Origin of the sequence: Paenibacillus sp. IHBB 3054 (genome assembly GCF_051594305.1) — a bacterium.
Lineage (GTDB): Bacteria > Bacillota > Bacilli > Paenibacillales > Paenibacillaceae > Paenibacillus_AQ.
In genome coordinates, this window is the sequence record NZ_JBOFBG010000001.1 from 632,734 (window position 1) to 659,553 (window position 26,820).

The 26,820-nt window shown below is 50.3% G+C and carries 20 protein-coding genes and 1 pseudogene; 8 read left to right on the plus strand and 13 right to left on the minus strand.

Features of this window, described 5'->3' with window-relative positions; translation table 11 throughout:
- The first annotated feature begins 26 nt into the window (after positions 1-26).
- Positions 27-1,964: an NAD(+) synthase gene (locus ACQ76X_RS03155; RefSeq protein WP_340897207.1), complete on the plus strand. Its 1,938-nt coding sequence runs from the start codon at positions 27-29 to the stop codon at positions 1,962-1,964.
- A 61-nt stretch (positions 1,965-2,025) separates the two neighbouring features.
- Here ACQ76X_RS03155 and ACQ76X_RS03160 read toward each other — a convergent pair whose 3' ends face one another.
- Entirely contained in the window at positions 2,026-2,964 is a 939-nt protein-coding gene (locus ACQ76X_RS03160; protein WP_438491439.1) for a glycoside hydrolase family 43 protein, read from the minus strand.
- A gap of 410 nt (positions 2,965-3,374) precedes the next feature.
- Here ACQ76X_RS03160 and ACQ76X_RS03165 point away from each other — a divergent pair, with 410 nt between their 5' ends.
- Together ACQ76X_RS03165 and ACQ76X_RS03170 are read left to right on the plus strand one after the other, a co-directional pair.
- A complete protein-coding gene (locus tag ACQ76X_RS03165; RefSeq protein ID WP_038595081.1) occupies positions 3,375-3,803 on the plus strand; it encodes a MarR family winged helix-turn-helix transcriptional regulator in 429 nt (142 codons plus the stop codon).
- A gap of 21 nt (positions 3,804-3,824) precedes the next feature.
- Positions 3,825-5,447: an MDR family MFS transporter gene (locus ACQ76X_RS03170; protein WP_438491441.1), complete on the plus strand. Its 1,623-nt coding sequence runs from the start codon at positions 3,825-3,827 to the stop codon at positions 5,445-5,447.
- Positions 5,448-5,550: 103 nt separating this feature from the next.
- Here ACQ76X_RS03170 and ACQ76X_RS03175 read toward each other — a convergent pair whose 3' ends face one another.
- The 5 genes from ACQ76X_RS03175 to ACQ76X_RS03195 all read right to left on the minus strand — a co-directional run bounded on the left by ACQ76X_RS03175 (position 5,551) and on the right by ACQ76X_RS03195 (position 12,574).
- Entirely contained in the window at positions 5,551-7,545 is a 1,995-nt protein-coding gene (locus tag ACQ76X_RS03175; protein WP_438491443.1) for a beta-galactosidase, read from the minus strand.
- 61 nt (positions 7,546-7,606) lie between these two features.
- Positions 7,607-9,019, minus strand: a complete 1,413-nt coding sequence (locus tag ACQ76X_RS03180) for a family 43 glycosylhydrolase (RefSeq protein ID WP_438491444.1) — start codon at positions 9,017-9,019, stop codon at positions 7,607-7,609.
- 25 nt (positions 9,020-9,044) lie between these two features.
- Positions 9,045-10,721, minus strand: coding sequence for a hypothetical protein (locus ACQ76X_RS03185; protein WP_438491446.1), 1,677 nt, complete (start codon positions 10,719-10,721; stop codon positions 9,045-9,047).
- Between the two features lie 23 nt (positions 10,722-10,744).
- On the minus strand, positions 10,745-11,614 hold the full coding sequence (locus ACQ76X_RS03190; protein WP_038595090.1) for a carbohydrate ABC transporter permease: 870 nt from the start codon (positions 11,612-11,614) through the stop codon (positions 10,745-10,747).
- A gap of 15 nt (positions 11,615-11,629) precedes the next feature.
- A complete protein-coding gene (locus ACQ76X_RS03195) occupies positions 11,630-12,574 on the minus strand; it encodes an ABC transporter permease (protein ID WP_438491448.1) in 945 nt (314 codons plus the stop codon).
- 264 nt (positions 12,575-12,838) lie between these two features.
- On the opposite strand from ACQ76X_RS03195, the gene ACQ76X_RS03200 reads away from it, so the two are divergent.
- A complete protein-coding gene (locus ACQ76X_RS03200) occupies positions 12,839-14,569 on the plus strand; it encodes a sensor histidine kinase (protein ID WP_438491450.1) in 1,731 nt (576 codons plus the stop codon).
- Positions 14,547-15,905, plus strand: coding sequence for a response regulator transcription factor (locus ACQ76X_RS03205; RefSeq protein WP_438491452.1), 1,359 nt, complete (start codon positions 14,547-14,549; stop codon positions 15,903-15,905). The genes ACQ76X_RS03200 and ACQ76X_RS03205 overlap by 23 nt, the downstream gene beginning before the upstream one ends.
- 248 nt (positions 15,906-16,153) lie before the next feature.
- On the opposite strand, the gene ACQ76X_RS03210 is transcribed toward ACQ76X_RS03205, so the two are convergent.
- From ACQ76X_RS03210 to ACQ76X_RS03220, 3 genes are all read right to left on the minus strand, one after another.
- On the minus strand, positions 16,154-16,675 hold the full coding sequence (locus ACQ76X_RS03210) for a hypothetical protein (protein ID WP_438491454.1): 522 nt from the start codon (positions 16,673-16,675) through the stop codon (positions 16,154-16,156).
- A gap of 161 nt (positions 16,676-16,836) precedes the next feature.
- A complete protein-coding gene (locus ACQ76X_RS03215) occupies positions 16,837-17,733 on the minus strand; it encodes a methyltransferase domain-containing protein (RefSeq protein ID WP_438491456.1) in 897 nt (298 codons plus the stop codon).
- A 95-nt stretch (positions 17,734-17,828) separates the two neighbouring features.
- The gene (locus tag ACQ76X_RS03220; RefSeq protein ID WP_076113395.1) at positions 17,829-18,230 is read right to left on the minus strand and encodes an Rrf2 family transcriptional regulator; all 402 of its coding nucleotides are present in this window, start codon (positions 18,228-18,230) and stop codon (positions 17,829-17,831) included.
- 312 nt (positions 18,231-18,542) lie between these two features.
- Between ACQ76X_RS03220 and ACQ76X_RS03225 the strand changes: the two genes are divergently transcribed.
- The 3 genes from ACQ76X_RS03225 (at position 18,543) to ACQ76X_RS03235 (ending at position 23,529) form a co-directional block, all read left to right on the plus strand.
- Positions 18,543-20,498 carry a serine hydrolase gene (locus ACQ76X_RS03225; RefSeq protein ID WP_438491458.1) on the plus strand — a complete coding sequence of 652 codons (1,956 nt, stop codon included), beginning with the start codon at positions 18,543-18,545 and terminating at the stop codon, positions 20,496-20,498.
- 87 nt (positions 20,499-20,585) lie between these two features.
- A complete protein-coding gene (locus tag ACQ76X_RS03230; RefSeq protein WP_438491460.1) occupies positions 20,586-22,910 on the plus strand; it encodes an ATP-binding protein in 2,325 nt (774 codons plus the stop codon).
- The gene (locus ACQ76X_RS03235) at positions 22,903-23,529 is read left to right on the plus strand and encodes a response regulator (protein ID WP_438491462.1); all 627 of its coding nucleotides are present in this window, start codon (positions 22,903-22,905) and stop codon (positions 23,527-23,529) included. Before ACQ76X_RS03230 ends, ACQ76X_RS03235 begins: the two co-directional genes overlap by 8 nt.
- Here ACQ76X_RS03235 and ACQ76X_RS03240 read toward each other — a convergent pair.
- The 4 genes and pseudogenes from ACQ76X_RS03240 to ACQ76X_RS03255 all read right to left on the minus strand — a co-directional run.
- Positions 23,506-23,754: pseudogene (locus ACQ76X_RS03240) on the minus strand (hypothetical protein); the annotation flags it as partial. The gene ACQ76X_RS03235 and the pseudogene ACQ76X_RS03240 overlap by 24 nt on opposite strands.
- A gap of 13 nt (positions 23,755-23,767) precedes the next feature.
- Positions 23,768-24,691 carry a carbohydrate ABC transporter permease gene (locus tag ACQ76X_RS03245; RefSeq protein WP_438491464.1) on the minus strand — a complete coding sequence of 308 codons (924 nt, stop codon included), beginning with the start codon at positions 24,689-24,691 and terminating at the stop codon, positions 23,768-23,770.
- 17 nt (positions 24,692-24,708) lie between these two features.
- Complete coding sequence (locus ACQ76X_RS03250) at positions 24,709-25,632, minus strand: ABC transporter permease (protein WP_340897173.1); 924 nt, start codon at positions 25,630-25,632, stop codon at positions 24,709-24,711.
- Between the two features lie 291 nt (positions 25,633-25,923).
- Positions 25,924-26,790, minus strand: a complete 867-nt coding sequence (locus ACQ76X_RS03255) for an alpha-amylase family glycosyl hydrolase (protein ID WP_438491466.1) — start codon at positions 26,788-26,790, stop codon at positions 25,924-25,926.
- Between the last annotated feature and the right edge of the window lie 30 nt (positions 26,791-26,820).

Consider the following 26,820-nt stretch of genomic DNA (forward strand, 5'->3'; position numbering starts at 1 on the left):
TATTATAAAAAGGATAGGTGAAACCAATGCATAATTATGGATTCGCGCGGGTGGCTGCCGCTTCCCCGGAACTGCGGGTGGCTGACTGCGAGTTTAATGCAGCACAAATTATTGAGGTTATCAAGCAGGCGGACGAGGAACAGGTAGAGTACCTGGTGCTGCCCGAGCTTTGCATCACCGGTTATACCTGTGCAGATTTATTCCTGCAGCCCGCGCTGCTGGATGCGGCTCTGAAGAGCCTTCATAGCATTGCCGCCGCAAGTGCCGGACTTCACATGGTAGTCATTGCCGGGCTGCCCATTGCCATCAAGGGACGGCTGTTCAACTGTGCCGCCGTCATCCAGCAGGGAAACATTTTGGGCATTGTGCCCAAAACCTGTATTCCCGGCTACAGTGAGTTCTATGAACCGCGCTGGTTTGCAGGTGCCGAAGAGCTTGAAATCACAGAGCTGCGTCTCGGGGAAATCACCGTTCCCATCGGCAATGATCTTATTTTCGCATGTGAAGCGAACAGCAATTTGTCCTTTGGCGTTGAAATCTGTGAGGACTTGTGGGTTCCCGTTCCACCGAGTAGTCTGCTGGCTCAAGCCGGCGCTGTGCTGCTGTTTAACCCCTCAGCCAGCAACGAGCTGGTAGGCAAAGCAGACTACCGCCGCCAGCTTGTCTCCAGCCAGTCCGCCTCCTGCGTGGCAGGTTATGTCTACGCCGGCTGCAATGCCGGCGAATCCACAACCGATGTCGTATTCGGCGGCCATTCTCTGATCGCCGAGAATGGTCTGACACTTGCGGAATCGGAGCGTTTTACCCATGAGAGCCGGATCATCATCGCCGATATCGACATCCCGAAAATCCAGTATTCCCGCGCGGTCATGGGTACCTTCCGTGCCGGAAAGGGCGGCCGCAATTATCGTGAGGTGCTGTATGCGGAGCCTGCCCTCCTTAACAGTGAACGGAAACTGGTTCGTACCGTCGGCGTTAATCCTTTTGTTCCCGGCAATCCGCTTCAGCGCGACGAACGCTGCCGTGAGATCCTCTCCATCCAGACTTCCGGCCTGATGAAAAGAATCCGCCATATCGGCACCAAGCAGGCCGTCATCGGCATTTCCGGCGGCCTGGACAGCACGCTTGCGCTGCTGGTGGCCGTACGGGCCATGGAGCTGCTCGGCCGCCCGGCAAGCGACGTGCTCGCCGTTACGATGCCGGGCTTCGGCACAACGAACCGGACCTACGACAATGCCGTCGGCCTGATCAAAGCGCTGGGAGCTTCACTTAAGGTTGTCGATATCAAGGCTGCCTGTCTGCAGCACTTCGAGGACATCGGCCATGACAAGGATGTTCATGACTTGACCTACGAAAATGTACAAGCCAGAGAACGGACACAAATCCTGATGGATTTGGCCAACAAAAATGGCGGCATTGTCATCGGCACCGGCGACTTGTCCGAGCTGGCGCTTGGATGGTGTACCTATAACGGGGACCATATGTCCATGTACAGTGTCAACTCAGGCATTCCGAAGACACTGATCCAGTACGTCGTCGCCTGGTATGCGGATCACGAAGCGGACGAGACGGTGAACAAACTGCTCTACAGCGTTATTGAAACGGGGATCAGCCCAGAGCTGCTGCCGCCTTCGAAGACAGGGGAAATTGTCCAATTGACCGAAAATATACTCGGTCCTTATGTTGTGCATGATTTCTTCCTCTATTATATGCTCCGCACCGGCGCTTCCCCCGGCAAAATCCTGTACCTCGCCCAACATGCCTTTGGCGATGGATATACCCGGGAACAGCTGGTCGGGTGGCTGAAAGTATTCATCACCCGTTTCTTCACCCAACAGTTCAAACGCTCCTGCCTGCCGGACGGCCCGAAGGTCGGGACCGTCAGTCTTTCACCGCGCGGCGACTGGCGGATGCCAAGCGACGCTTCCGCCGCGCTCTGGCTGCGGGAAGTCGAGGAATTGTAGAGATACAGGCTTATGAACAAAAAAAGGAGCATCCGCTGCGCTGGCGGATGCTCCTTTTGTTCTATTGTCCGGCGAATGCTTCCTTGATCCGGTTGTATTCTTCCATTGTAATAGCCAGCACTGTGCCGTGCTTGAAACCGTACGGAAAGCTGAAGCTCTCGTCTGAGCGGATAAACCGTCCTGTGTCGATTTCATCCGCTATAAAAGGAACGTAGCCCTGACCCTCCCCTTCCACACCGAAAAAGTCCAGCATCAGGCACCATTTGCCGTTGCTCAGCTTAAACGCTGTAGGTGCTTCATAAGCACTGTGTCCCAGCTTGGCCATTTCTTCATCAAAGGCTTCAATTCGGGTGTACTCTCCGGTAAGAGTTCTGCCCCTCTGCAGAATAATCCCCGCCGGGTTGGCCTCGCTCTTTAAGAAGCGGTAATACATGCCGTTCTCTTCATAAATTGCCGAATCGATAATTCCGCTGCCATCCTTCCGGCACAGCATCCGTGGTTCGCTAAAGCTGTCAAAATCCTTAGTACGCGTATAATAGATGGCCTTATCCCCATAATTATTGGAGGCATGCGAAGAAGACCAGTGAATGACATAGTCTTCATTCTGGTAATCATAAATCACATCCGGAGCCCACAGGCAGCCGAAATCCGTATCGCCGAGTTCAATCATTCTCTGATCAGACCAGTTCACAAGATCATCCGATTCCCACAAGGAGAGGCATTTGCTCGCATCCCTGCCAATGTTGGACCAATCTCCTTTGTATTTGGTGTGGAAACAATTGGCCAGACTCAGGTCAGTCGCAAGAATATAAAATTTGCCGTTATGTGTTCTGATGATGGTATGATCTCTGACGCCCTTCTCACCCAAATTGCTCCATAAAACAGGCTGTTCCCCGTTAACCGCTTCCCAATTGAATCCATCGGTGCTGAGTGCGAAATAGACCTGTTCTCCGTCGGGAGTCTTTTTCTCCTTAAAATGTACAAACAAATAGGCTTCCATAAAATAGGTTCCTCCTAATCAAAGTTCATAATCTCTTTGGTGCCGAACTTCTCCAGCATTAATAGTACCCCGGCGGGAAATAAACATAAATGATCTATTATGGGACATAACTGAACTATCCTGCACTTTTTACGTCAAGAAATCCGATGAAATTCCACTTATATCAATCTTGACTGGATAAAAGTTTGATGATATATTGATTCACGGTTTATTATTTTAGTATTTAAACATTTACTGCTTAACGATTAGAATCAAAGAAAATTTCACTAGCTTGTTGTCTTGACGGGATAAAAAAATGGTGATATATTGATTCACAGCTTAATAATTTAGTATTTAACTATTTATCACTTAATCATTAAACACTAAATTAACTTGTACGCGTTTTCCATACAGCTTTCGGAGGTGAAGTTTTGTCCGATCACAATGATTTTTTTGAAATCTCTACTATGTTCAAAACGTTCCTGAAAGGAATGGCTCAGGGCTGGAATAAACAAGGCTTTGCCCTTAGCCTGACCCAATTCAAGGCTTTGCATTTTCTGTCCAAGGAAGGCCCGATGATGGTATCCCAGCTGGCCGCTGCGCTTAACATGACCCCCGCGGCAATCACAGGTGTTACAGACTCGCTGCTTGCTGAAGGTTACGTCGAGAAGGAACGGGCGGCTGACGATCGACGAGTGGTTAATATTACACTGACGAAGGAAGGGAAAGCTGCAATCGAGGAGGCGCATAATAAACAAAAGGAGATCATGGGCTCCTACTTCAGCATCTTGCCTGATGAGGATATCGCACATTTAAGAAGAATTTTTGGAGTATTAATTTCGGAATTAGACAAAAAATAAAAAAACGGTGGGGAAAAATCAATGGAACATTTATCTGATAAGCGCAAGCTTACCATTATGATCGCCATTATGGCAGCTATGCTGTTTGCCGCGATCAATCAGACGATTACCAGCACGGCTATGCCGCGCATTATCGCGATACTGGACGGTATGGATTACTATACCTGGACAATCAATATTTACATGCTGACTTCAACAATCGCCACGGTGCTTGTCGGCAAGCTGTCCGACATGTTCGGCCGCAAGCCTTTTCTGCTGGCAGGGATTCTGATATTTATGGTCGGAGCTTTTCTGACCGGTACTTCGGATGATGTGTATCAATTCATCATTTACCGCGGGATTCAAGGCGTGGGCGCCGGTATTATCCAGTCCACCGCATTCACAGCTGTAGGCGACCTGTTCCCTCCGCGTGAACGCGGCAAATGGATGGGCCTAATGACGGCTGTCTTCGGCTTCTCCAGTGTACTCGGACCGACACTCGGCGGTTATCTTGTTGACCATATGGATTGGCACTGGCTCTTCTGGATCTTCCTGCCGCTCGGCTTTGTTGCTTTTGCGCTGATCCTGGCCCTGTTCCCGAAAGCCAAACGCGGAGAGTCTACAAGCATCGACTATCTCGGCTCACTGTTCCTGACGACGACCATTGTTCCGCTGCTGCTGGCCTTCTCTTGGGCAGGTACAGAATATGACTGGGGTTCATCCCAAATTCTCGGCCTGTTAGCCGGATCCGTTATTTCGCTGCTTGTCTTTATTTTCACCGAAACCAGAGCGAAGAATCCGATTCTGCCGCTTCATCTATTTAAAAACAGTGTAGTTACGATTTCCAACCTGATCGGGTTCATTATGAACTTCAGCATGATGGGTGCGATGATTTATCTCTCGTTCTTCGTGCAGGGTGTACTCGGTATCTCCGCTACTTACGCCGGTTATGTCACAATGCCGATGTCGATCGTTATGGTGGTTGCCAGTACCTTTACCGGTCAGATGATCGCCAAAAAAGGAAAATACAAACGTTATGCCTTGATTGGCGTACCGGTTATGATTGCCGGCATGGCGATTATGGTATTCATGAACAATGTGCCAATGGCAGTTCTGAGTATGATCGTATTCGGCCTCGGCCTTGGTCTGGGTATGCCTGTATTCTCGCTGGCTACGCAAAATGCAGTTTCCCATACGGAGCTTGGTGCAGTTACCGCTTCGTCTCAGCTGTTCCGTAACCTCGGCGGTACCATCGGTATCGCAGTGATGGGGACTGTTATGTCGAACAATCTTACGAAACATCTCAAGGAAGCCCTGCAGTCTTCCTCGGCAGCAGACTTCTCTCAGCTGGATCCGGCAGTGACCCAGCAAATGACAGCCTTTGCCAATCCGCAGGCGCTGATGAACAAGCCGCTGCTTGAGCAGACACAAGCCAGCCTGCCTGCCGATGCCCAGCCGATCTTCGTTCAGATGATTGACAGCATCCGTGACGCTCTGGGCCAGACATTGTCCACCGTGTTCCTGACAGGGACCATCGTACTGGTTGTCGCCTTTTTTCTGGTCTTCTTCCTGAAGGAGCTGCCGCTCCGCACCTCGAACAAGGCTCCTGCCGAAGGAGAAGCAGAAGGCTTGAATCCTTCCAAGCTTACGGTAGAAAAAGCTTAAGTATAATGGATTAAATCATATTCTAATAATCTAAATAAAGGGCAATCCATGGTCACTAAGACCCGGGATTGCCCTTTTAGTGTAGACAGTAAGGATTGTGCCGTCAGAATCCTGTTTTGGGTATCTCTGCGGGAAGTACATTATAGGGTTCAACTAGGCCGGTCCGCACCTGATACATCTGCTCATGGGCCTGTTTCGCTGCTTCTACAAAATGTTCATACGGCCGGTTGCAGACATCCACCACGCCGATCCCGTAATTCTCCCCGTCAAAACGCCCCAGCACCGGCTGATCATTCCACTGAAAATAATGCACCCCGATCAGCTGCGGAATGGCTGCAGCCTGCTCGACATAATAGCGGTAGGCACTGCCGCGCTCCTCCCGGGTTGCCACCGCGCGTATGCCGTAAGCCAGCATGCCGGCGTCCGCTGCGCCGAAATGATATTCTCCGATCATGACCGGCTTGCTCAGCCGCTCGCTGATATGCATGATCTGTTCCCGGTCAGGAGCGAACTGGTAGCAGTTCAGCGAGAAGACATCAAACCACTCGCAGCCCTCCAGCACATCGTCGCTGCCCACCCAGGCATAACGCATGCCCAGATTGAGATGATTCGGGTCCGCCTGCTTGCATAGACGTGCCGGAATTTCGACATACCGCCGGATCATCATCCGGTTGAACTGTGCGTAATCTGCTTCCCTTACGGGATGATCCGAAGCTGCCGTACCATGCGGTGTGTACAGCTGTTCAAAGCTGGCGTAGCTGCTGGCCCACGCCTCATTCAGCTGCTCCACAGTCCCGTACTTTTCGCCCAGCCACTGGACGAACCGCTCTTTGCTGGCATAACGGACCGGTGATTTCAGCATCAGCTGCGTCAAATTCAGACTGTCCACGAATGCCCAATGCGGCTCATTGCGCATGAAATAGCCGATCATCCGCAGGTCTCCGCGCAGCGGAACCAGCTGCTTAGCGAATTCCTCTGCATTCTGCTCATACTCCCGGCTGAACACGTCGGGGAAATCGCGGAAGATCGTCTGCTCCGTCGCCGGAAAATCAGACAGCGGATACACATAGGGAAGCTCCGAACTCTTGATAAATCCGTCATCGGACCAATTGCCGATCGTATTGAATCCCCACTGTCTCAGCCGGTATTCAGTCAGCTCCGTCCAGGCGGAGCGCCACTGTGACCCGAAGGTTGTGATCAGATTGGCGATCCCGAAGCTGAATTCCTGCCCTGCCTGTGACCAGGCCTCATGATAACTCCCTTCCCGCTCCGGCAGCTGCGGGATCAAATGCTCCATTCCGGTTACGCGCATGGGAGAAGCCGGACCGGCACAGTCCATTCCGGTACTGAACAGGGCATAGCCGTCCGGATCAGCAAACCACCAGTTGCTGCCGTCAAATTCTGTCCGGAAATAACCGGTCGCCTGAAATGCGAGTCCCTTCCAGCCTCCGTACCGGCCGAGACCGTTCCCGCCGAAATCAGCCGCAGCTGCAAGCTGCCGTTCTAAATGCAGCCTTTCGCTCAACTCCGCCTGATTCGCTGTCTTCCCCTGCCAATCCCTGCCTTTCAGCTGGCCCAGCCCATCAATGTAAGGGTGGTACTCGTAGGTGAAATCCGGCTCGGCTCCGCTGAGGGACAATCCGCTAATCTCCACACTCCGGCTTGTCGTTGAAGGAATGGTCGCAATGGAGAACTCTGCAATCCGCTTCCGGTCGACCCTTGCATCTCCGCGCAGCACGGTCTGCATCACACCCGGATAACGGTCAAGGAACAGCTTCTCCCCGTTAAGGTGCTTCAGCGGCAAACAGATCACCGTTCTGACGCCCGGCAAAATGCCAGTATGATAGGTGATCATACGACTGTCCTGATCACGGAAACTGAATAGCAGCACCAGTACATCATGTGAATCGTGATACACCTCTGCATTCATAAACTCGTATTCCTGCCATACAGAACTGTCCAGACTGCCCGGCAGAAGCTCCATTCCCCCGCCCTCGGGCGTTGTGTTCAACCGGAAGCCGCCGGACGGAGCCGCGGATACTTGTGAATTATGATCAGCTTGAAACCATTCATTGGAGAATGGGATCGTAAGGTTCATAAGTAACCCTCTTTTCTCAGAAATAAATGATTTCATAATTATAAGACCGGCCGTAAGCCCGTTATCTTACCGGTATCAGCTGAAACAACTGCCTATCCGGGCCAAGGCGTGGATCATGAGCAGATTCCGGTTCAAGGAACACCCGGCCCGGTCCTTCCCTTGAATCTCTCACTACCTTAAGCACTTTGCTGTCCCTGGAGCTGATAATCAGCGCCTCTTCTTCCGTCTCTGTAAGCAGCCAGTGTGATTTATCAAGGTCGTACGGTGCAGGCTCCAGTGTCAAGGCACCGGCAGTACCGGAGTATAATGTGAACTCCCCGTTCATGAGCTTCACAGTCCCGTCATCGTTGTACTCCACGGCCCATTGCTGCTGCTTATCGCTATAAGCAAGCTTGCGGACTTCCACACTCAGCGCTTGGCCTTGTTCTCCAAGCTCTCCTGCTGCGGCAAGATAAAGTTCCGTGCCTACACTCTTCAGCCGGAACAGCCCGCTGCCGGAGCTGCATTCCGCCTTCATTTTTCCCGAACCAAGATCTATAGTCAGCCGTTCTCCCCACGTAAGCCGCATCTCTCTTTCTGACGGAAACTCAAGCGGTAGGAACACATAGGACGAGGCGTAGTAATCCGCAGGGTCCCAGCGATCGCCCACATATAAATAAGAGGTCTGCCTCTGTGTGGCATCCGTTACAGGAACGATAAATGCAGGCTGAGTGTCGTAGGTCGTAATGTCGCCAAGCGGCATCAGGGGCGACCAGCGGCCGGTCAGCTGCCCGGCCCAGGCATACGCGCCCTGGTTGGGCAGCCAGCCGGTACAAGCTGACGAGATCAGAAAGTAGATACCTCCACGCTTCATCAACGCAGGAGCTTCGCGCGCCTGCCCCGGCCACAATGTCTTCACTTGCTCCTCTATACTGAGATAATCCGGTGACAGCCGGTACATGATAAGGTCTGCATTCTCCCTGGCCGCGGCCAGGAAATAGGCCATACCGTCGTCATCCTGAAACAGAGTGCAGTCCCGGGACATGTTGCCTACCGGATTAAAGCTGCCGCGAAAGACGTAATCTCCGTCGATTGTCCCGCAATCGGCAATCGCACACCGCGCGTCGGAATAGTCGCACCCGTTCTCCCAATGCATCCACATGACGTATCTGCCGGTAAGCGCATTGTAAAGCACTTTCGGCCGCTCGATGACAGCCCCTTTTCCGTACCCGCGGTTCTGTGCTTCCCCGGGTTCCAGCTCCAGGGAAGTGCGGTGATAAATCGGCCGTACCGGAGAATCCAGCGTCAGTACATCCTTCCGCCATTCCCAGTCCGCCAGGTTCGCGGAGCGGTAGCAGCTCACTTTACGCCGTCCTGTGCGGTTTTCTCCGAACCAGTAATAGAATCCGTCCTCGAAGAGCATATGTCCGCCATGTGCATGAACGGGATTTCCGTTTGTGTCCATCAGCGGAACACCGTTTTGGATGACAGCCATGTTTAAGTTATTTTCCATCATTGGCTTATTTCAGGCCCATATTGGACATTACATCGACTTTGCTGGCATTGGTGTACCATTCGTTCACTTCTTCTGTAATTTGCGTGCCGCCTTTGTCATGCCATTGCTTAACAAAGGTGTCGTAAGCTTCAAGCGGTTCTTTGCTGTAGATGATCTTCGTGAAGGTTTCCTTCTCCATGGTGTTCAGCTGTTCCCACGAAGTTTGCATCGTTTTGGTCGGCGGTCCGTTGAAGGCGTTAGGAAGCAGCACATCTCTGTTCTCATAAGAAATAACATATCCGTCTTTGGCGGTAGGATCATTGGCTGCGGATCTCATCAGAACCCCATTATCCGGCTTCGCGCCTTGCGCAAGATCATAAAACGATTTGCCCGGGCCGTCAACGCTTGGCGTATTCTTGGTAAAGGACATCTTACCTACACCTTGTGCAGCATCCATGGGCGTGTTGAATTTCTTGGAATCAAAAACTACTTCGCCGTTTACGGTATCATAATCGTAACCCTCGGCATATCCGTACTTGAAGTCACCCGTGCCGAATGCCGCATCGTACAACTTGTCGTAGTACAAGAAGAAAGCTTCCATATTGTTAAAATCCTTATTGAACATGAACACTCCGTCATTCTGTTGACCGGATTGGTAGGTCTTATCTCCGCTGACACCGCTGATAGTGGGGTAAGCACTAATTTTGGCACCTTGAACGTTGGTTTCAACATCCTTTACACTGCCGTACAGCCAAGGCCGGCCAATGATAATGCCTGCTTTACCTTCGGTAAAGTCAGCCAGTGCATCCCATGCGCCCTGTGTAGCCAATTCCTTGTTCAGATACCCTTTAGAATACCAGTCGCGGAGTTTGGCAAGCGCATCCTTGGTTCCTTCAGAAACTGACCCGTAAGTTAGCTTACCGTCCTCGCTATACCATTGGCCAGGAAGATGCTTGCCGGTATAGGCACTGAAGATCATCACGGAGTCACTGACCCAGCCTGTGTTGTAGGAATCCTTACCGGAGAAATCAAATCCATAGGTATCCTGTTTGCCATTGCCATCGGGATCATCATTCGTAAAGGCTGCAATCACTTTTTCAAACTCATCGATGGTTGTCGGTGCCTTTAAGTTCAGCTTATCCAGCCAGTCCTGACGGATGAGCATCACTTGGCCTTCCGTCAAATTAGGGGCAATCGGCATGCCGTACACCTTGCCGTCCTGTATGACCGGATTGAAGGCCGTCGGGTATTCCTTATAAATCTCTTTCAGCCGCTCAGGCATATATTTGCTGATGTCCTCTGTAATATCTTTGACCAGCCCGGACTGAATCAGGTCATTCTCTAGCGAGGTGTCATAGACAGGCAGAACATCCGGGAGTTTCTCGGAGCCGGTGAGCGCGAGCCGCAGCTTGGTGTTATACTGGGTCGCATCGCCGCCCAGCAGTGTGGTCTCGATCTGGATGCCGAGATGCTCTTTACCCCAGCGGGTCAGGACATTGTCATTCAGGCTTTCGCCGTTGATGTATTTGCCGGCATTTTCATCCTGCTGCTTCGCAATGCTGATCGTAATCGGAGGATCATATTTCCCGTCCTTAAGCGTTGCTTCCGCAGCGGAGCTTGATCCCTTGTTATCCGAGCCGCAGCCGGCGAGCAATCCAGTCATCAGTAAAGCGGCGGAGAGTAAAACACCTGTTTTTTTCATTGAGTAGGCTCCTTTATAGTGGATTATTCTTTGACTGCACCTAACACGATGCCTTTCACAAAATACTTTTGCAGGAAGGGATAGACCAGAATGATCGGCAAGGTGCTGATAAAAATCTGGGCCGCCTTGATGCTCTGCTCCGACATCGCTGCCGCTTCCGATTGGCTGAGCGCCATACTCTGGGCTGAGCCTTGGACGACGACCGTCTGCAGGAACGAAGCCAGCGGGTAGTTCTCAGTATTCGACATATACAGGATGCCGTCAAACCAGGCGTTCCAGTGCCCGACCATGATGAACAATCCCACAGTGGCCAAGCCGGGAAGCGACAGTGGCAAGTAGATTTTGCGGAAAATCACGAAGAACGAAGCTCCGTCGATAAACGCTGCTTCTTCCAGCGCCTTCGGAATGGTCTTGAAGAAATTCATGATCAGAATCAAATTGTACGCGCCAAAGGCACCCGGAAGCACCAAGGACCAGATCGTATCCTTTAATCCAAGCTTCGTGACCAGGATATAGGACGGAATTAGCCCCCCGGAAAACAGCATGGTGAAGATGAAGACCCACATCAAGGCATTGCGTCCGCGGAAATCTTTGGATAAGGCATAACCCGCAGTCGTAATAATAAACATGCTGATTAACGTTCCCAGTACGGTTCTGAACACGGATACCTGCATGGAACCGGTGAAGTTGGAGTTTTTAAAGGTTTTGACATAGGCGTCCGCATTGAAATCCACCGGCCAAAAAGAGACCAGATTGCCGTTTATAGCTGCTTTGCTGCTAAGAGATTGCGCGAGCAGATGGAGCATAGGCAAGAAGCATGATAATGCAATCAGAATCAGAAATATATAATTGAAGAACGAAAAGATCTTATATCCCTTGGACTTATGATACACTCTCCATGCTCCTTTCTAGAATATCTTGTAGTTGGCAACCTTATAGGCAATCCGGTATGAAACGACGATCAATATAAAACTTATGCCAGATTTGAACAACCCGACGGCAGTACCGAACCCGTATTGTCCATTCAATAAGGAAGACCGGTACACGTACGTATCGATAATATCTCCTGTGCTATAGACAAGCGGATTGTACAGGTTGAAGATTTGATCAAAGCCCGCATCGAGGATGTTTCCCAGGCTCAGCGTAGCAATGACGATGATCATCGGCATCATGCTCGGCAAAGTAACATGCCTGATTTGCTGCCAGCGTGAAGCGCCGTCGATCTCTGCAGCCTCATAATAGGAAGGGTCTATCCCGGTGATGACCGCCAGGTAGACAATCATGCCGAAGCCGAAATTTTTCCACAGGTCACTGATAATAACCGTCGGCCTGAACAGGACCGGATCACCCAGGAAGAAGATCGGTTTCGATCCAAACAGATTGGACAAAAAGTGGTTGATGCCGCCGTCCAGTCCCAGAATATCAATCATAATTCCGGCAACGGTTACCCATGATAAGAAATGGGGCAAATACACCAAGGTCTGGATACTTTTCTTGATTCCCACATTTCTGATTTCACTTAACAGGATTGCCATGAAGATTGGAACGATAATGCCGACAATAATTTTGATTACAGCAATGATGAGCGTGTTGGTAATGGCCTGTGTCGCTTCTTTATACTGGAAGATTCTCGCGAAGTTGTCCCAGCCGATCCACGTTGAGCCGGTAAGTCCCAGCCAGGGCTTGTAATCCTGAAAAGCCATCACCAGGCCGACCATCGGTCCGTACGCAAAGATAAGAACGAATACGAGTGCCGGGATACAGAGCACATACAGCGGCCAGTTTTTCCTGATCTCCTTGTTCCAGGGATTTTTGCTGCTTTTTTTCCTGTCATCTGTCTTTAACGTCCCCACTTGGGTATTTATAACCTGAGCTATTTGTGTTACCCCCTTTTATCATGCCAAGAAGTTTTTCTTTCAGGTTTAATGTTAGCAAAAGCGCTTTCATCCTAAAATGTCTTAATCTAAAGATCATAACCAATCCCTAAACATGTTTGATAAGCGCTTTCATTTTGCGGCTGGATTATCTTTTTCTTTTGAATTTAATGAATTATGATAGATTTATACGGAATGATACGAATCCGGCAACCGCCAGTTTTGGGGAACGAGGAAGTGAATATGATTAAAAAAGTGAATATGAAACGGTTCATCTACTTTTTCGTCTTTTTTCTGCTGCTTACGTTGGGACTGTTTTTTATCATGAATACGTTGGGCTCAAGAACGATTCAGGAAAGTCTGATCAACTCCTCCAAAAATCAGCTGGCTTATGCGGAGAGCATTATGGATGGCGTCATCTCCGAGGCAAGCATGTATGGTATCCAGTATACCGCCGACAATGATGTTCGGTTCTATCAGAGCCGGAAACAGGAATTAAGCAATTATGATGCACAGATGAACAAGAATGAAATCTCGGACCGGTTATCGGATCAGCTCTTTTCGAGTCTGGCGGTGGAATCTATCGGGATTTACTGGAAGCCGGATAGCACCTTTATTCAGACCGGCCATGATTCTCTGGCTAAGCTTCCCTTCGAACAGGTCACTGAGCGCGGCTGGCAGACCTATAATAACAGCCTGTATTATTTTTCAGTCTACCCCTACATCCATCAGCCCAAAAACCCGGCAAATATTCAATACATCGTGGGGGTGAAGCTCAAGAAGGAATATCTGGTCAGCCTGCTGGGCAAAGCGGTTAACGGCGACAGCTCCAATGCTTTTTTCCTGGTGAACGACAACCTGGTGATCAGCGGCAAACCTGTAGACAGCCGTATCGAGCAAAAAGCCAAGGAGACGATTACACCGGATACGCAGAGAATCCTGAAATTTGACTATCATACCGGCGAGGACGACTATTATGTATTGTCTAAATATATCGAGCCTATTGACACATATCTTGTGACATATACACGGATGAGTGATTTTTTGAATCCGCTGGACCGGAATCAGCAGGTATTCGTAGGCAGTATCCTGGTCATTCTGATTATTGGGCTGATCGTCATTCTGATGTTCTACCGGAATTTCTACCGGAATGTTCATTTGCTGGGCAAGAAATTTTATCAGGTGGAGCAAGGAAATTACAGCACACGGATCAGCGAGAATCCCGTTAATGAATTTTTTAATCTGTTCAAAAGCTTTAACCATATGGTGCTCAAAACCCAGAATCTGTTTGCGTCCCTGAAGATTGAAACAGAGCTGCGGAGAGATGCCGAGGTGAAGCAGCTGCAGGCGCAGATCAATCCGCATTTTCTGTATAACAGCCTGTTCTTTATTATGTCGATGGCGAAGACATCTCCGGAGGCTGTCATGCAGATGAGCAAACATCTGGCTGAATATTACCGCTATCTGACGAAGCTGGATCGCCATGACGCCACTCTGGCCTCTGAGCTCCAGCTTGCGGATCATTTTTTATCCATCATGTCCCTATGCAAAGAGATTCATTATGAAATCAACCTGCCCCCGGAGCTGGGAGAACATCGTATTATGCCGCTCATTATCCAGCCGATCGTAGAGAACGCCATCCAGCATGGCATTGAGGAACGGCAAGGCGCCCATCGTGTATCCATAGAGATAAAAGCTCTTGATGACGGTGCGCTGATCATAATTGCAGATGACGGCAAGGGGCTTACGCCGGAGCAAATGGTTCTTCTGGCAGCCAGGGTCGAAAGCGAATCCCCTCCGCCAGGCTCCAGAGGAATCGGTCTGTGGAATATACATCAGCGTCTTAAAAATGCTTACGGCGAATTAAGCGGCCTGCGTTTCTTCACCAATGACTGGGGCGGCTTGTCCGTGATGGCTTACATTGATTTCTCGCTGGATGAAGGAGGAGAACATGCGATTACTGATTGTGGATGACGGACATTACATTGTTGAATACTTAAAACATCTGCTGGATTGGAAGAAATTCGGCATACACCAGATTGTGACCTCAACCAATTCGGTTGAAGCCAAACAATTATTGAATCAGAATCAGATTGATATTCTGATTACGGATATCCGCATGCCCGAGGTGTCCGGCATTGATTTGCTGGAGCATATTAATGAGAACATGCTTAAGACCAAGGTCGTTTTTCTCTCGGGCTACTCCCAATTTGATTATGCGCAGAAAGCGATCCGGCTGGGCGCTCTGGATTATTTGCTGAAGCCCGTGGATAAAGAGGATATGGAGAAAGCGATGAAGCAAGTACTCAAAAGCATTGATGAGCAGCAGCTGAAGCCCCAGATTATGTGGGAGAAATTTGACGGACTGGGTTATCTGCTGTCCGTTATTGGCGGACCCTCCCCCGCAGGCACTGATTTCAGTGCTTATGATACCGTACTGCTGAAGGAGACCTTTTGCTTCTTTCAGGTTCCAGATGCAGAGGGAGCAGATGAAATCACCTTAAGAGACAACAGCCGGGAGCTGGATCAATTGATTTGGACGACAGGCTCGGGGCTGGCAGGATTAATCCTGGAATCCGACGCTCAGAAACTCGCGCATAGCATCAGCAATATTTCCTTTTCGGAGAAATTTGAATTTACCCGGAAGAATGCCGTCCGGCATATCTTCTGCCAGTTTTATTACCAGGAGGAAGTTCACGCGGGTGACTGTACCCTGCTGCAGGACTTTACTGCTCATCCTAAGTGGGAGCCGGGAGAATGGGAGCTGACCAGAAAGAACATTCTCAAGACCTTCGCCCAGCTTGCGTCCAGAAAACAGAAAATCCTCTATCTGCTCGACTTTATTCAGCGGGTGTATTTCACTGCCAGCCGGCTGCAGCAGGTTGAGGTCGCAGGTTGGATCTTCAGTCAACTGGCAGAGCCGGATGCTGCGCTTGAGTCCATTCTGCTCTGCATCACCCAATTCGAGCGAAGCGCAAAATTGTCTAACAATCATATTGTCCAAACCATACAATCTCATATTGCCGGTCATATCGGCGATGGTTTGAGCCTGGACGATCTAGGTAAAATTGTTCATCTTCATCCTGTCTATCTGTCCAAAGTGTATAAGCAGGAAACCGGTGAGAATCTATCGAACTTCATTGCAGCCAAACGATTGGAAAAAGCCTCCCAGCTATTGATAGAGTCCAATTTGCATGTGATCGATATTTCTCATATGGTCGGTTACAAGAAGCCGCAGTATTTCATCAAGCTGTTCAAGGATCAGTATGGAATCACACCTTATCAATACCGCAGACAACAGATTCAATAATAAAAGAATCATTGAACAGGAGGTCACGATTCATGCCACGGGAAGGTGCCGCTGCCGGATAGCGATCCCGTCTACGGGAAAGCGGGTCCGCTGCTGAAGGCCTGGGGAGCAAACGGCTGAATTCCGCCTATTCAGACGATAAGGCAGCGGTGAAGTCTATGAAACAGGGCGATCCCCATCCTCTCACTGAGAGGATGGGGATCGCCCTGTCTTTATATCACTTAACGGGAAAGCACGACTGCTCTTCCTTACTTCTGCAGCTCCAGATCCTTCTGTTTCAGCAGATCTGTGTATTCCGATTTATACTGCTCCAGCTTAAGCTTCAATTCAGCATTATTGGCATCTGTCTTCAGCAGGCTGCTGGTGACCAGAATGTTATCGACAACAGTATCAATTTTTTCGTCAATTTGTTTGATTTTATTTTTGGTGACCGCCGGCAAAGGGTCCGGTGTTGTGGTCGGCCGCGGTCCCAGGACGGCATTGGTATTTTTATCATTGGCCAATGCGCCCGCTCCGCTATCTTTCTCATCCAGGTTAATATTCTTGCCGGATATCGAAACCTTAAAGCCTGCCAGTTCTCCGATGGCGCGCACCGGGGCGTAGCTTTTTCCATCAATGATTATGGCCGGATCTACCAGCTTCTTGCCGTACACGTTGACTGTATATTCCGCTTGGATTTTCTTTCCTACCAGACTAGAGGTAGCCCCAAGCGCCTGCGCACTAACCATCAGTATTGCCCCGGCAAGAAATCCGGCAGCAATCTTTTTCATAAGAAATTCACTCCCCGTTAAATAATGTACTCCTATCTTAGCATTTTACAGCTCCTGATAGAAATGGTTGGCCGACAATTTTCGCATTCTGCTGCGGCCGCAAAGAAAAAAGGCGTATTTCCACAAGGAAAATACACCTTAGAAGCGGTTGATTCTACGTTTTATGATTTGCTGTACATATTCTGATCCTGCAGCCGGATCAGCACCTTGCCGAAACGTCCGCCCTGCTGAACCGTTACCTTCTTCTCCTGATACGTGCTGCGTATATAATCCGTAACAATATTCCGGGAAACTTCGTGGGCAGGCAGATGATACATCTTCAACAGTTGCAAGACCTCTTCAATTGCCGCCTCTACGGAAAGTTCGGTGCTTTTCATTTCTCGTGTCACAATGGACTCATAGGCATACCCTTTCAAGTAAAGCAGATGGTTCAAATACGCCATATCTGAGGAATCCGGGTGTATCTCCCTCCCGGTCAGCAGCGGCATTACCTCATTAATAAGACTATGCTGTCTGCTCCCAGCTGAAGTACTGATATAACAATATTGACGGGCACAGCTCAGCACTCTCTCCACGCTATCCCAGTCAATGATCACCGGACACATGGAGACGAATACCAGATCAAATCCTTTCTCCCAGCCCATTGCAGCTATGTCAAGGTCCTCGAATGCTTCCCGCACTAAGGTTATCTTTTCTTTTCCGGGGCTGACACGGGCTGTATTGGCCTCAAATAAATCAGCCAGCGGTACGTTGGGCTCAACGGCGGTAACCTTGGCCCCGCGCTCGGCAAAAGGTACGCTGAAGCCCCCTGAAGCCGCACCGATATCCAGCACGCTGAGTCCGGCAAAATCCACTCCCTGCCCTTCCATCCAGCCGATAATCCGCTCACTTCTGCGTCTTCCGCCTTCACTGAATACCTCTTCATCAAACACCTTGGCCTTATGATCGAACCCATGCGTGGGATCAATGCCAGCACGCTTCATCTGGTTGGCCGTGGATGAGGGGTCCTCCTTCCACGCCTGCTCCCACAATTGAATATCAAATAAATCTTTTGCCATCTTTGCTCATCCCTTTCTTGAATATCATTTAGCCTGCATTTAATAGACTTAACAGACTTATTATATCTATAATTTAATTGCAAAAATAACGGCGGTTATAAAGCCACCGTTATCTGTGCAGCAAGCTCGGAGATTTTTTTATTCCGCAAATAATCTTCCATCCGCCGTTCGGCTTCCACCATTTCCTGCTGAATCAGACACTCGCTGGGATGATTTAGCGTGCAATCAAACAACGAGGCGGTGCCTTCAATGGCATGAATGATGTCGAGAAATGAAATGTCTTCCTTCTTACGCTTGAGCCGATAACCGCCATTCGCACCCGATGCCGACTCGATCAGTCCAGCTTTCACTAGCTTGGTCAATATCTTGGACAGATACGTAGGGGAAACCTCCTGCCGCTCTGCCAACTGCTGTACGCCTACCGGCTTGTCAGACGCAGCCGCCACCAAAAAGAGCATCGTATGCAGCGCATAATTTGTTGCCTTTGAATATTTCATCTTCCACCTCAATCAAAGACTTTATTAGTCTATAATAGCCTTTATTTAATCGAATTGCAAGCTGCTGTCACTGTTATGTAGCATATTTGCGAAGTATTCCAGATTATAACATGCTGAGATTATTAGCAGGTTTCTTATTTGTGTTTGTAAAAACTTCGGCTATGCCAAATCAGGCGCAGCCTACCAGCCTCCCCTTTGCGTGATCCCGCAAAATTCATGCGGCTTGTCCGCGCCCGCTGCCCGCTTCTACGGATTTCAGGCTGATGCAATTATGATAGGATAAGGGCTCAACCTGATCAAAGGAGCACATTTATGAGAAAAATTATGCTTGTTGTTATGGCCTTCTTGATGTTCCCCCTCTCTGCCTTTGCCGCCGGTCCGCCAGGCTCCCCCTCTGCGGTTACGCTCAACATGGAGGATGCGAAGCGGTTTGGCGATGATTTTTTTAAGCAGCAAGAGATACAGGAGCAGCTGGCTGGAGCTGTTCTAGTCATCGTTAAGGATGGAAAGATTCTGCTGAACCAGGGCTATGGGTATGCCAATGTTGCTGCCAAACAGCCGGTTGATGCGGAGAAGACCTTGTTTCGTCTGGCTTCCGTATCCAAGCTGTTTACTGCAGCAGGCGTGATGCAGCTGAGCGAATCAGGCAAGGTTGATCTTGACACAGACGTGCAGAGCTATCTGCCGGGTCTGCACATTAACAACACAAGCGGATTCCCGCTTACCCTCAAACATCTAATGACCCATACTACCGGTTTCGACAACGGAGATGTCCTTGAATCCGGGACCCCTTCCACACTGGAGAAATTCGTGAAGGAGAAGATGCCTACAATCGTCCGCAAGCCGGGTGAGGTCTACCGCTATGACAACTTCGGCTTCTCCCTGCAAGGTTACATCATTCAACAAGTTTCCCGGATGCCCTTTGAGAATTACATGGCCGAAAAGCTATTCAAACCGCTCGGGATGGGCAACACCAGCTTCATTTTCGATGATAAGGTGATCAAGCGGATGGCCACCCCTTATGATAATCAACTGCAGCCGACCGAGCAGATTCCCAACGACCCGCTTAGTGCTCCTGAAGGCGGCATGACTTCTACCGGGAAGGATATGGCCCAGTTCATGCTTGCGATGCTGAACGGCGGGAAGAAGGGGGAGAACCGGATTCTCCAACCAGAATCCATACAGGCCATGGAGCACAGCAGTGTAGCGATCCATCCTAAGGTTCCAGGAAACGGTTATGCCTTCGAGTCTACCTACTCGCAGGACTACAACGGATATAAGGTTGCGGAGAAAGGCGGCGATCTATCCGGCTTTCATACTAATCTATGGCTGCTGCCTGAGCAGAACACGGGAATCTTCCTTGCACTGAACAGTGATAAAGGCAATCTGCGCCAGCCCTTGTTCCATCAATTCATGAGCCGTTATTTCCCTGAGACAAGCGCTCCCGCTTCCATCGAACCTGCAGCTACCCAAGAGCAGCTGCAGCGTTTCGCAGGCTTGTACCGCCACCTGCGAACACCAGCCTTAACTTCGGAGATCACCGCAGTAGACGGAGCACTCCTGGTTAAGGATGTGTTCGGAGAGCATAAGCTGCGGCAGGCTGACGAGCTGCTGTTTTATGATGAAGAAGACAAGCCGGCAGGCTTCAAGCTGGATGCCGACGGCAAGGTGCTGTACTTCTATTACAACCAGCCCGACAGCTGGCTTGAAAAGCTGCCTGAGCCCCAGCACTTCAGCGATGTGGGCTCTGATCATCCCTATGCCAAATACATCTATAATCTTGTTCAGTTAGGCGCCATTCCTGAAAGCACTGGACCCTTCCAGCCGGATCACCCAGTTACACGCGGACAATTCATTGCCCAGTTGATACCTCTTGCCGGATTTCAATCTTCGACCCGGCCCAGCGCATTCAAAGACACCAAGGGCAGCCCTTATGAGACTGCCATTCAGACTGCGCTTGATTACGGTGTCGTTCAAGGACTGCCGGGCAGTTATTTCGGCCCCGACCTGCCACTGACACGTGAACAGGCTGCAACCTTTGTCTGGCGGATTGCTCGTATTGGCCTGGGAGCCGCCCCGGTGAAGGCTGATGTGCAAAAGCCCTTCTCGGACTGGGCTGCCGAGGGTGTCCAGTATGTGGTTGGCCGTGGCCTTTATGGTCCTGACGTAGAGTTGTCAGACGGGCAAGTAAATTACAGGGCACAGGATCCAATGCTGAATCAGGAGGCCGCAGCTTTAATCTACCGGCTGCTGCAGAACCTGCTGTAACAACAGGGCAGCCGAACAGGCGATTCGAGACGAATCGCCTGTTTTATCATATACTTTTAAGAAAAGAGTGATAAAGGATTGTGAACCATGTTCAGCTTTCTTCAACGCCCCCGTGTCAGCCGTAGGATCATCTACATCTTCATGGGACTTGTTGTGCTTGCCACAACCTATATACAGATTCAATTATTCACCAATCCCTACTCAGGCATCAGCGTGGAACCGGATTCCAACGGCGAATGGATGATCTCCAGAATCGATAGGGACAGCCCTGGTTCGAGAACAAACCTCAAACCAGGTGATCGTATTCTCGCTTTCGATGGGGAGCCGGAACCGGAAGTATTTATCATTGACAGAAGGCGAATGCTTACGGGAACCCATAGTCTGAAGGTTGACAGCAAGGAAGGGCAGCCGTATACCATTCAGCTTAAAGCTGGCAGCAGAGACAAACTGGAGAATGGCTTTGCCTTCGTCATGGAAATCTTTCTGGTGGGTGTAGGCACTTATGCCCTGTGCAAGAATCCTGAATCGCTGCTGATCCGCAGATTTTTGCTGATGAATCTGTTGTTTGCATTCGTCATAGTGGCGCTGTTCTCGGATGAGCTTGTGCTCTCCGGCTACCTGTTCACTTTCTGTGCAATCTGGATGCCTTATGCGATAATTTCCTTCTATCTGCTGTTTGCCTTCCGTCCTATTTATTCAAAATTCCGTGCCTTGCTGCGGGGTTATCAGGTCTACTCGCTGATGTTCTCGGTCTTTGCTGTAGGCTTTATGCTGCAGCGTCATGTATATGACTGGGTGACCAGCGTTCTGAATATGGCCTTGCTTGCCACACTGCTGCTGATGGCTGCCATAACGGTCTGGCACTGGAGCAAATTCGACCGGATTGAGAAAAATCAGCTCTACATCCTGTTTGCAGGAATAACCGTAAGTCTGCTTCCTTATGTATGGCTGTATGCCCTGCCCTATCTGTTATGGGAACGGTATTGGATCACGGCAGAATATGCATTGGTTGGTCTGGTGCCGATTTCTGCAACGTTCACTTATCTGCTCGTCCAGCGTCAGGTTCTGGACATGAGATTCTATATTCCCAGATTGGCCGCGCACAGCCTGTACTTCAGCCTGACACTAGTGGTATTTCTATTGACAACCGTCTGGGGTTCGATAGGATACGCGGTGCTATTGTTCATTCTGCTGGCGCTGCTGACCGGCGGCTATCGTCTGCTGCTGCGGCGGCTGCAGCATGGGGAAAAGCGCAAAAAAGACTGGCTGGAGCAACAGAAGCTGCTTCTCTCCCTACAACTGGCCGGTAACAAGAATATCCGCGATATCCTCAAGCTGTTCGCTGAGCTCCTGCAGGATATGATTGAAGTAGAAGGTCTTACACTGGTTTATTACGATGACAGTTCCCTGCCGCTAGTACATAACACAGGGATTTACGAGGAGAAAGGGACGAAGGGTCCAGCTCCGTTACGGGACACCCCTGAACCTGAATGGTCCGCCGGCAGCGAATACGCTGCCGTATTCGAGCTGGTGCATGAACTGGAGGAGCAGCGGCTTGGCTACCTGTGCCTTGGACCGAAGCACAATCAGACCTTGTTCTCTGCCGAAGAACAGCGGATCATCCAGAAATTCCGCAGTGAAGCTGTCCAGATGCTTATGAACGCCCGCCTTCTGCTCCGCTTGAGGCACGAATATGAGGACAATCAAAAGCAGATTGACCATTACGAGCGCCAGGTGCATGATTTCCGCAGCTATAGCCAGGGCTTGCTGGAGGCCAGAGAAGCGGAGAAGGTCCGCATCTCTTATTTCCTGCATGATGACCTGCTGCAGAACCTGATCTTCTTGTCCCGGGACCTTGAGGAGCTGCATGATACCGGAAGGTACCAGCAGGAGCGCAATGCGAAATGGCTCAAATGCCTGGCCGATTCTCAGCGCAGCATCCGGGCGCTCAGCGATCAATTATATCCACATATTCTGGACAAAGGTAATCTGCAGGAAGCCCTGCACTGGCTGCTGCAAGACATGAACCGCCTGGAGGAGCTTAACGTAACCCTGCAGATTGAGGCTCCAATGCAGGACTCCTTCCCTGTCTTTATCAAGGCGAACCTCTTCCGGGCAGCCCGAGAGCTGGTCGTCAACGTTTTCAAGCATGCGATGGCTTCCGAACTGAAGGTCCGTGTATGGATAGACGGTGACAGCATCTATTGCAGTGTGTCCGACAACGGTATAGGCTTCAACGGAAATATTGCCATTACGGCCCCTGCCGACGGCCGCCCCCGCTTCGGACTGCTGTCGATCCGTGAACAGATGGAGCATCTGGGTGGAACGGCTCTGATTGACTCTGTACCGGAACAGGGAACTTCTGTCACACTCAAAATACCTCTTTATAAGGAGCAGTCTTCTCATGAATGACAATATAACCCTGTATATTCTTGATGATCACCCCCTTGTGCTGGACGGGCTTAAGAGCCGTCTGGACGAGGAGCCCGGCCTTGAAGTTCTGCGGACCTTCACAGATCCGGTAGAATTCCTCGCAGAGACGGCGCTGCTGCGCCCGGATGTAGTGCTGATGGATATCTCGCTGCCACAGATGGACGGCTTCCAGGTAGCCCGGCTGTTGAAAGAGAACTACGGCAATGTGCTGAAGATTATTCTATTATCAGGCTATACCTACGAAGAGTTCTACTACAAAGCGTACCGAATCGGCGTTCATGCCTACCTCTCCAAACAAAGCTCATACAGCATCATTATCAACGCGATCAAACAAAGTGTGCTGGGCAATATTCTGGTCCCTGAGCATCTTCGGGCTTCCGCTTCTCCAGACGCGCTAACAACAACTGAACGACAAGTGCTGCGCTGGCTGGCGAAGGAGAAATCCAACAAGGAAATTGCCACAGAGCTGGCCTTAAGCCAGCGGACTGTCGAATACCATCTGGCCGCAATCAATCAGAAGCTGGGGGTGAAGACAAGAATCGGGGCTGTGGTGAAGGGGTTTGAGTGTGGCCTATTAACCTTTGGGGATGAGGATTGAGGAAAAGGAGTACGGGCTTTCGAAGCCGACAAAGGACAGCTTCCAGGTCCGCCGCTCCGGCACAACTGCTGTATTACCGCTGGCAGGATGAAACAGCCTCCTTCCGCCGTCATATACTTTCCCGCTGAAGTAATCCACCCAGATCCCTTCCGGCAGCCAAGCCTTGAATTCAGCAACGCCTGTCTGCTTGTCTACCGGCTGTGTGACCGGACAGGCTATCAGCTCCGTGCCAAAAGTGCTATTCCTTCACGGCGCCGATCATAACCCCTTGATTAAAATACTTCTGCACAAACGGATACACACACATAATTGGAACGGTGGCAACGATGATCACGGAATAGCGCATCATATTAGCCAAACGCAGCGCGATTTGGGCAGCTTCGCCTGTCCCCATGCCCGACTGCATCTGATTGGTGATCAGAATGTTGCGGAGAATCAGCTGCAGCGGATGCAGGTTCGGATTTTTCAAATAAATCAGCGCATTAAAATAAGAATTCCAGTAGCCGACAGCAATCCATAATCCCAGCACCGCAATGATAGCTTTGGAGAGCGGCAGAACCACCTGGGCAAAATAACGCAGGTTCCCGCAGCCGTCGATCTGCGCCGCTTCCCATAAATCTCCGGGAATACTGGTCTGGAAAAAAGTACGCGCAACGATGATGTTATAAACGCCTACTGAAAAAGGCAGCACCATGACCAGGAAGGTATCGTACATATGAAAATCGCGGATCGTCAGGAAGGTCGGAATCAGACCGCCGTTAAAAAACATCGTAAAGATGAAGAAGAGCGACAGAAACTTTCGTCCGGCAAGATCCTTCCGGGACAGTGCATAAGCCGCCGAGATATTGACCACCAGCCCAATGGCTGTTCCCACCACCGTGTAGAGCACTGTATTCCGGTACCCGATCCAAATGTTTTCATGCCGCAGCAGCTCTTTGTAGCCGTCAAAGGTGAACCCTTTGGGGAACAGCCACACCTGTCCGCCCGCCACCGCAGAAGGATCACTGAACGAAGCGATAATAATAAAATACAACGGGTACATCAGGATGATCAGAAAGACCACCGCAATGGCATACATTCCATATTCCATAACCGTGTCCGAGGAACGGTTGTTTTTTATTTTCCCCATGTTCTCTTTCACTACAGGTTCCAAGACTCCCATGTCTAAGTTCCTCCTTTCTACCACAAGCTGTTTTCGCTGAGTTTTTTGGAAATCTGATTGACGATAATGAGTAAGATAAAGTTAATGACCGTGTTGAACAGGTTGACCGCCGAGGAAAAGCTGTATTGGCTGCTGAGCAGACCAATTTTGTAGACATACGTTGAAAGAATTTCGCTTGAAGTGGCATTCAGATCGTTCTGCATGAGATAGACCTTTTCAAAGCCAACCCCCAACAGCCCGCCGACACGCAGAATCAGCAGTGTAACCGCTGTGGGCATCAGCATCGGAATATCAATATAGCGGACTTTATGCCAGCGGCTTGCTCCGTCTACAGTAGCGGCCTCGTACAGACTGGGGTCCACCGCAGACAGAGCAGCGATAAAGATAATACTGTCCCAGCCCACATGCTGCCACACATCCGACCAGACATAGACACTGCTGAACAGGCTGGAGGAGCCCATCAGATCGGGGGCTTCTTTGCCAAACAAACTGTACAGATTACCGACAAGCCCGGTGCTTGGGGACAGCAGAATCATCATCAGCCCAACCATAACCACGGTTGAAATAAAATGCGGCATATAGGACACGGTCTGAAAAAAACGTCTAAACCGGTTTGGCCGCATCTGATTGACCATCAGTGCCAGCAGAATCGGGATTGGAAACGTAAGCAGGCTGTACAAGCTGATGATCAATGTATTCTTAATCGTCGATGAAAACTGATAGGAATTAAAAAACTTCTCGAAATACTTGAATCCCGCCCATGGACTGTCACTTATACCCATCGCCGGACTATAATCCTTAAAAGCAATGAGCACCCCATACATCGGTTTGTAGGCGAATAATAATGTAAGCACCACAGCGGGAAGCAGTAACAGGTACAGTCCCCAATTTCGTTTCATTTGTCCGAATGCCCGTGCCGGACTGGCTTGACCGGATTTCATGAAATCCCCCCTAAAATTTTGTAAGCATCCGCTTCCTGATTCTGTTTATCTGTTTAATTGCTTTCAGTATATCGCCTCTGCTTCTGCGCCTACCGGACATATAAGGCGCGTTAACCGGACTTTTAGAGTTCGTTTCTGCGTCAGAATGCAGAACAGTTCCGGGATGAACGGGAAGCCATAGGGTATTCGGACTTTCCCTGCTGTTTTCCGGACTTTCACTATTCCAGCAAAAAAAACGTCCGGCACAGGGTGGTGTGCCGGACGTTTTTCCATGGGATCGTTGAGTGTTACTTATTGTTCAAGCTCCAGTATGACAGGCGCGGCTGCGCAGAACAGTTTGCCCTTGGAAACGGTCACCTCACTGCCGTCAATCAGATTGCGGTACACTCCATCGGGAAAGTCGAGCTTTACCTCTGCCGGCTTCCCTTTCAGGCTGAACACGCCTGCCAGCTTCTGCGCTCCCCAGGTATGGGTCCCAACCACAATGTCCGCCTCCTCAGCTCTCAGGAGACAGACGCTGCGGGCAATAATTTCTTTTTTCTTGATGACATTCAGCGCTCTAAAGAGCCAGGACAGGTCCTTTCCTGTGTTCCAGTTCACCGTGCTCTTGTCGAACAGGTCGGGGCGTATCTCATTCTCCATTTCCTGTCCCCCGTAGATCAGCGGCATCCCCTTCTGAAAATACATAAAGGCGGTCCAGTTGATCAGGTTCTGTTCATCCGGAAACAGCGCTTTGGCGCGGGCCCGGTCATGATTCTCCAGAAACCGCAGCTTAACATAGTTATCCGGATAGATATACTCCTGTGCATTGATCTTCTCCACATAGCTGTCAAGCGTCTGCTCTCCAGCAACATATCCGGCGAAATCGGGATAAATATCATAATCATAGCAGACGTCAAAAGCCTGCAGAATTTCAGCGTCGGACAGGCTCACCAGACCTTTGGAACGCAGATCCAGCAGAAATCCCGGTTCGACGGATTCACCGAGCCACAGGCAGCCGGGGTTCACCGCCGCCACCTCTTGGCGGGCGTGCTGCCAGAAGTCCAGCGGCAGCAGCGGTGCAACGTCGCAGCGAAAGCCGTCTACGAACGTTGCCCACATCTTCTGGGTTTCAATCTGAACATCCCACAACCCGGGATGGTTATAGTCCAAATCCACGATGTCGGCCCATTCGCCTGCACGGTTTCC

Coding starts and splice junctions, on each gene's coding strand:
- ACQ76X_RS03155 (WP_340897207.1), top strand. CDS start 27: ATGCATAATTATGGATTCGCGCGGGTGGCTGCCGCTTCCCCGGAACTG.
- ACQ76X_RS03160 (WP_438491439.1), bottom strand. CDS start 2,964: ATGGAAGCCTATTTGTTTGTACATTTTAAGGAGAAAAAGACTCCCGAC.
- ACQ76X_RS03170 (WP_438491441.1), top strand. CDS start 3,825: ATGGAACATTTATCTGATAAGCGCAAGCTTACCATTATGATCGCCATT.
- ACQ76X_RS03175 (WP_438491443.1), bottom strand. CDS start 7,545: ATGAACCTTACGATCCCATTCTCCAATGAATGGTTTCAAGCTGATCAT.
- ACQ76X_RS03180 (WP_438491444.1), bottom strand. CDS start 9,019: ATGGCTGTCATCCAAAACGGTGTTCCGCTGATGGACACAAACGGAAAT.
- ACQ76X_RS03185 (WP_438491446.1), bottom strand. CDS start 10,721: ATGAAAAAAACAGGTGTTTTACTCTCCGCCGCTTTACTGATGACTGGA.
- ACQ76X_RS03200 (WP_438491450.1), top strand. CDS start 12,839: ATGATTAAAAAAGTGAATATGAAACGGTTCATCTACTTTTTCGTCTTT.
- ACQ76X_RS03205 (WP_438491452.1), top strand. CDS start 14,547: ATGCGATTACTGATTGTGGATGACGGACATTACATTGTTGAATACTTA.
- ACQ76X_RS03210 (WP_438491454.1), bottom strand. CDS start 16,675: ATGAAAAAGATTGCTGCCGGATTTCTTGCCGGGGCAATACTGATGGTT.
- ACQ76X_RS03215 (WP_438491456.1), bottom strand. CDS start 17,733: ATGGCAAAAGATTTATTTGATATTCAATTGTGGGAGCAGGCGTGGAAG.
- ACQ76X_RS03220 (WP_076113395.1), bottom strand. CDS start 18,230: ATGAAATATTCAAAGGCAACAAATTATGCGCTGCATACGATGCTCTTT.
- ACQ76X_RS03225 (WP_438491458.1), top strand. CDS start 18,543: ATGAGAAAAATTATGCTTGTTGTTATGGCCTTCTTGATGTTCCCCCTC.
- ACQ76X_RS03230 (WP_438491460.1), top strand. CDS start 20,586: ATGTTCAGCTTTCTTCAACGCCCCCGTGTCAGCCGTAGGATCATCTAC.
- ACQ76X_RS03235 (WP_438491462.1), top strand. CDS start 22,903: ATGAATGACAATATAACCCTGTATATTCTTGATGATCACCCCCTTGTG.
- ACQ76X_RS03245 (WP_438491464.1), bottom strand. CDS start 24,691: ATGGGAGTCTTGGAACCTGTAGTGAAAGAGAACATGGGGAAAATAAAA.
- ACQ76X_RS03250 (WP_340897173.1), bottom strand. CDS start 25,632: ATGAAATCCGGTCAAGCCAGTCCGGCACGGGCATTCGGACAAATGAAA.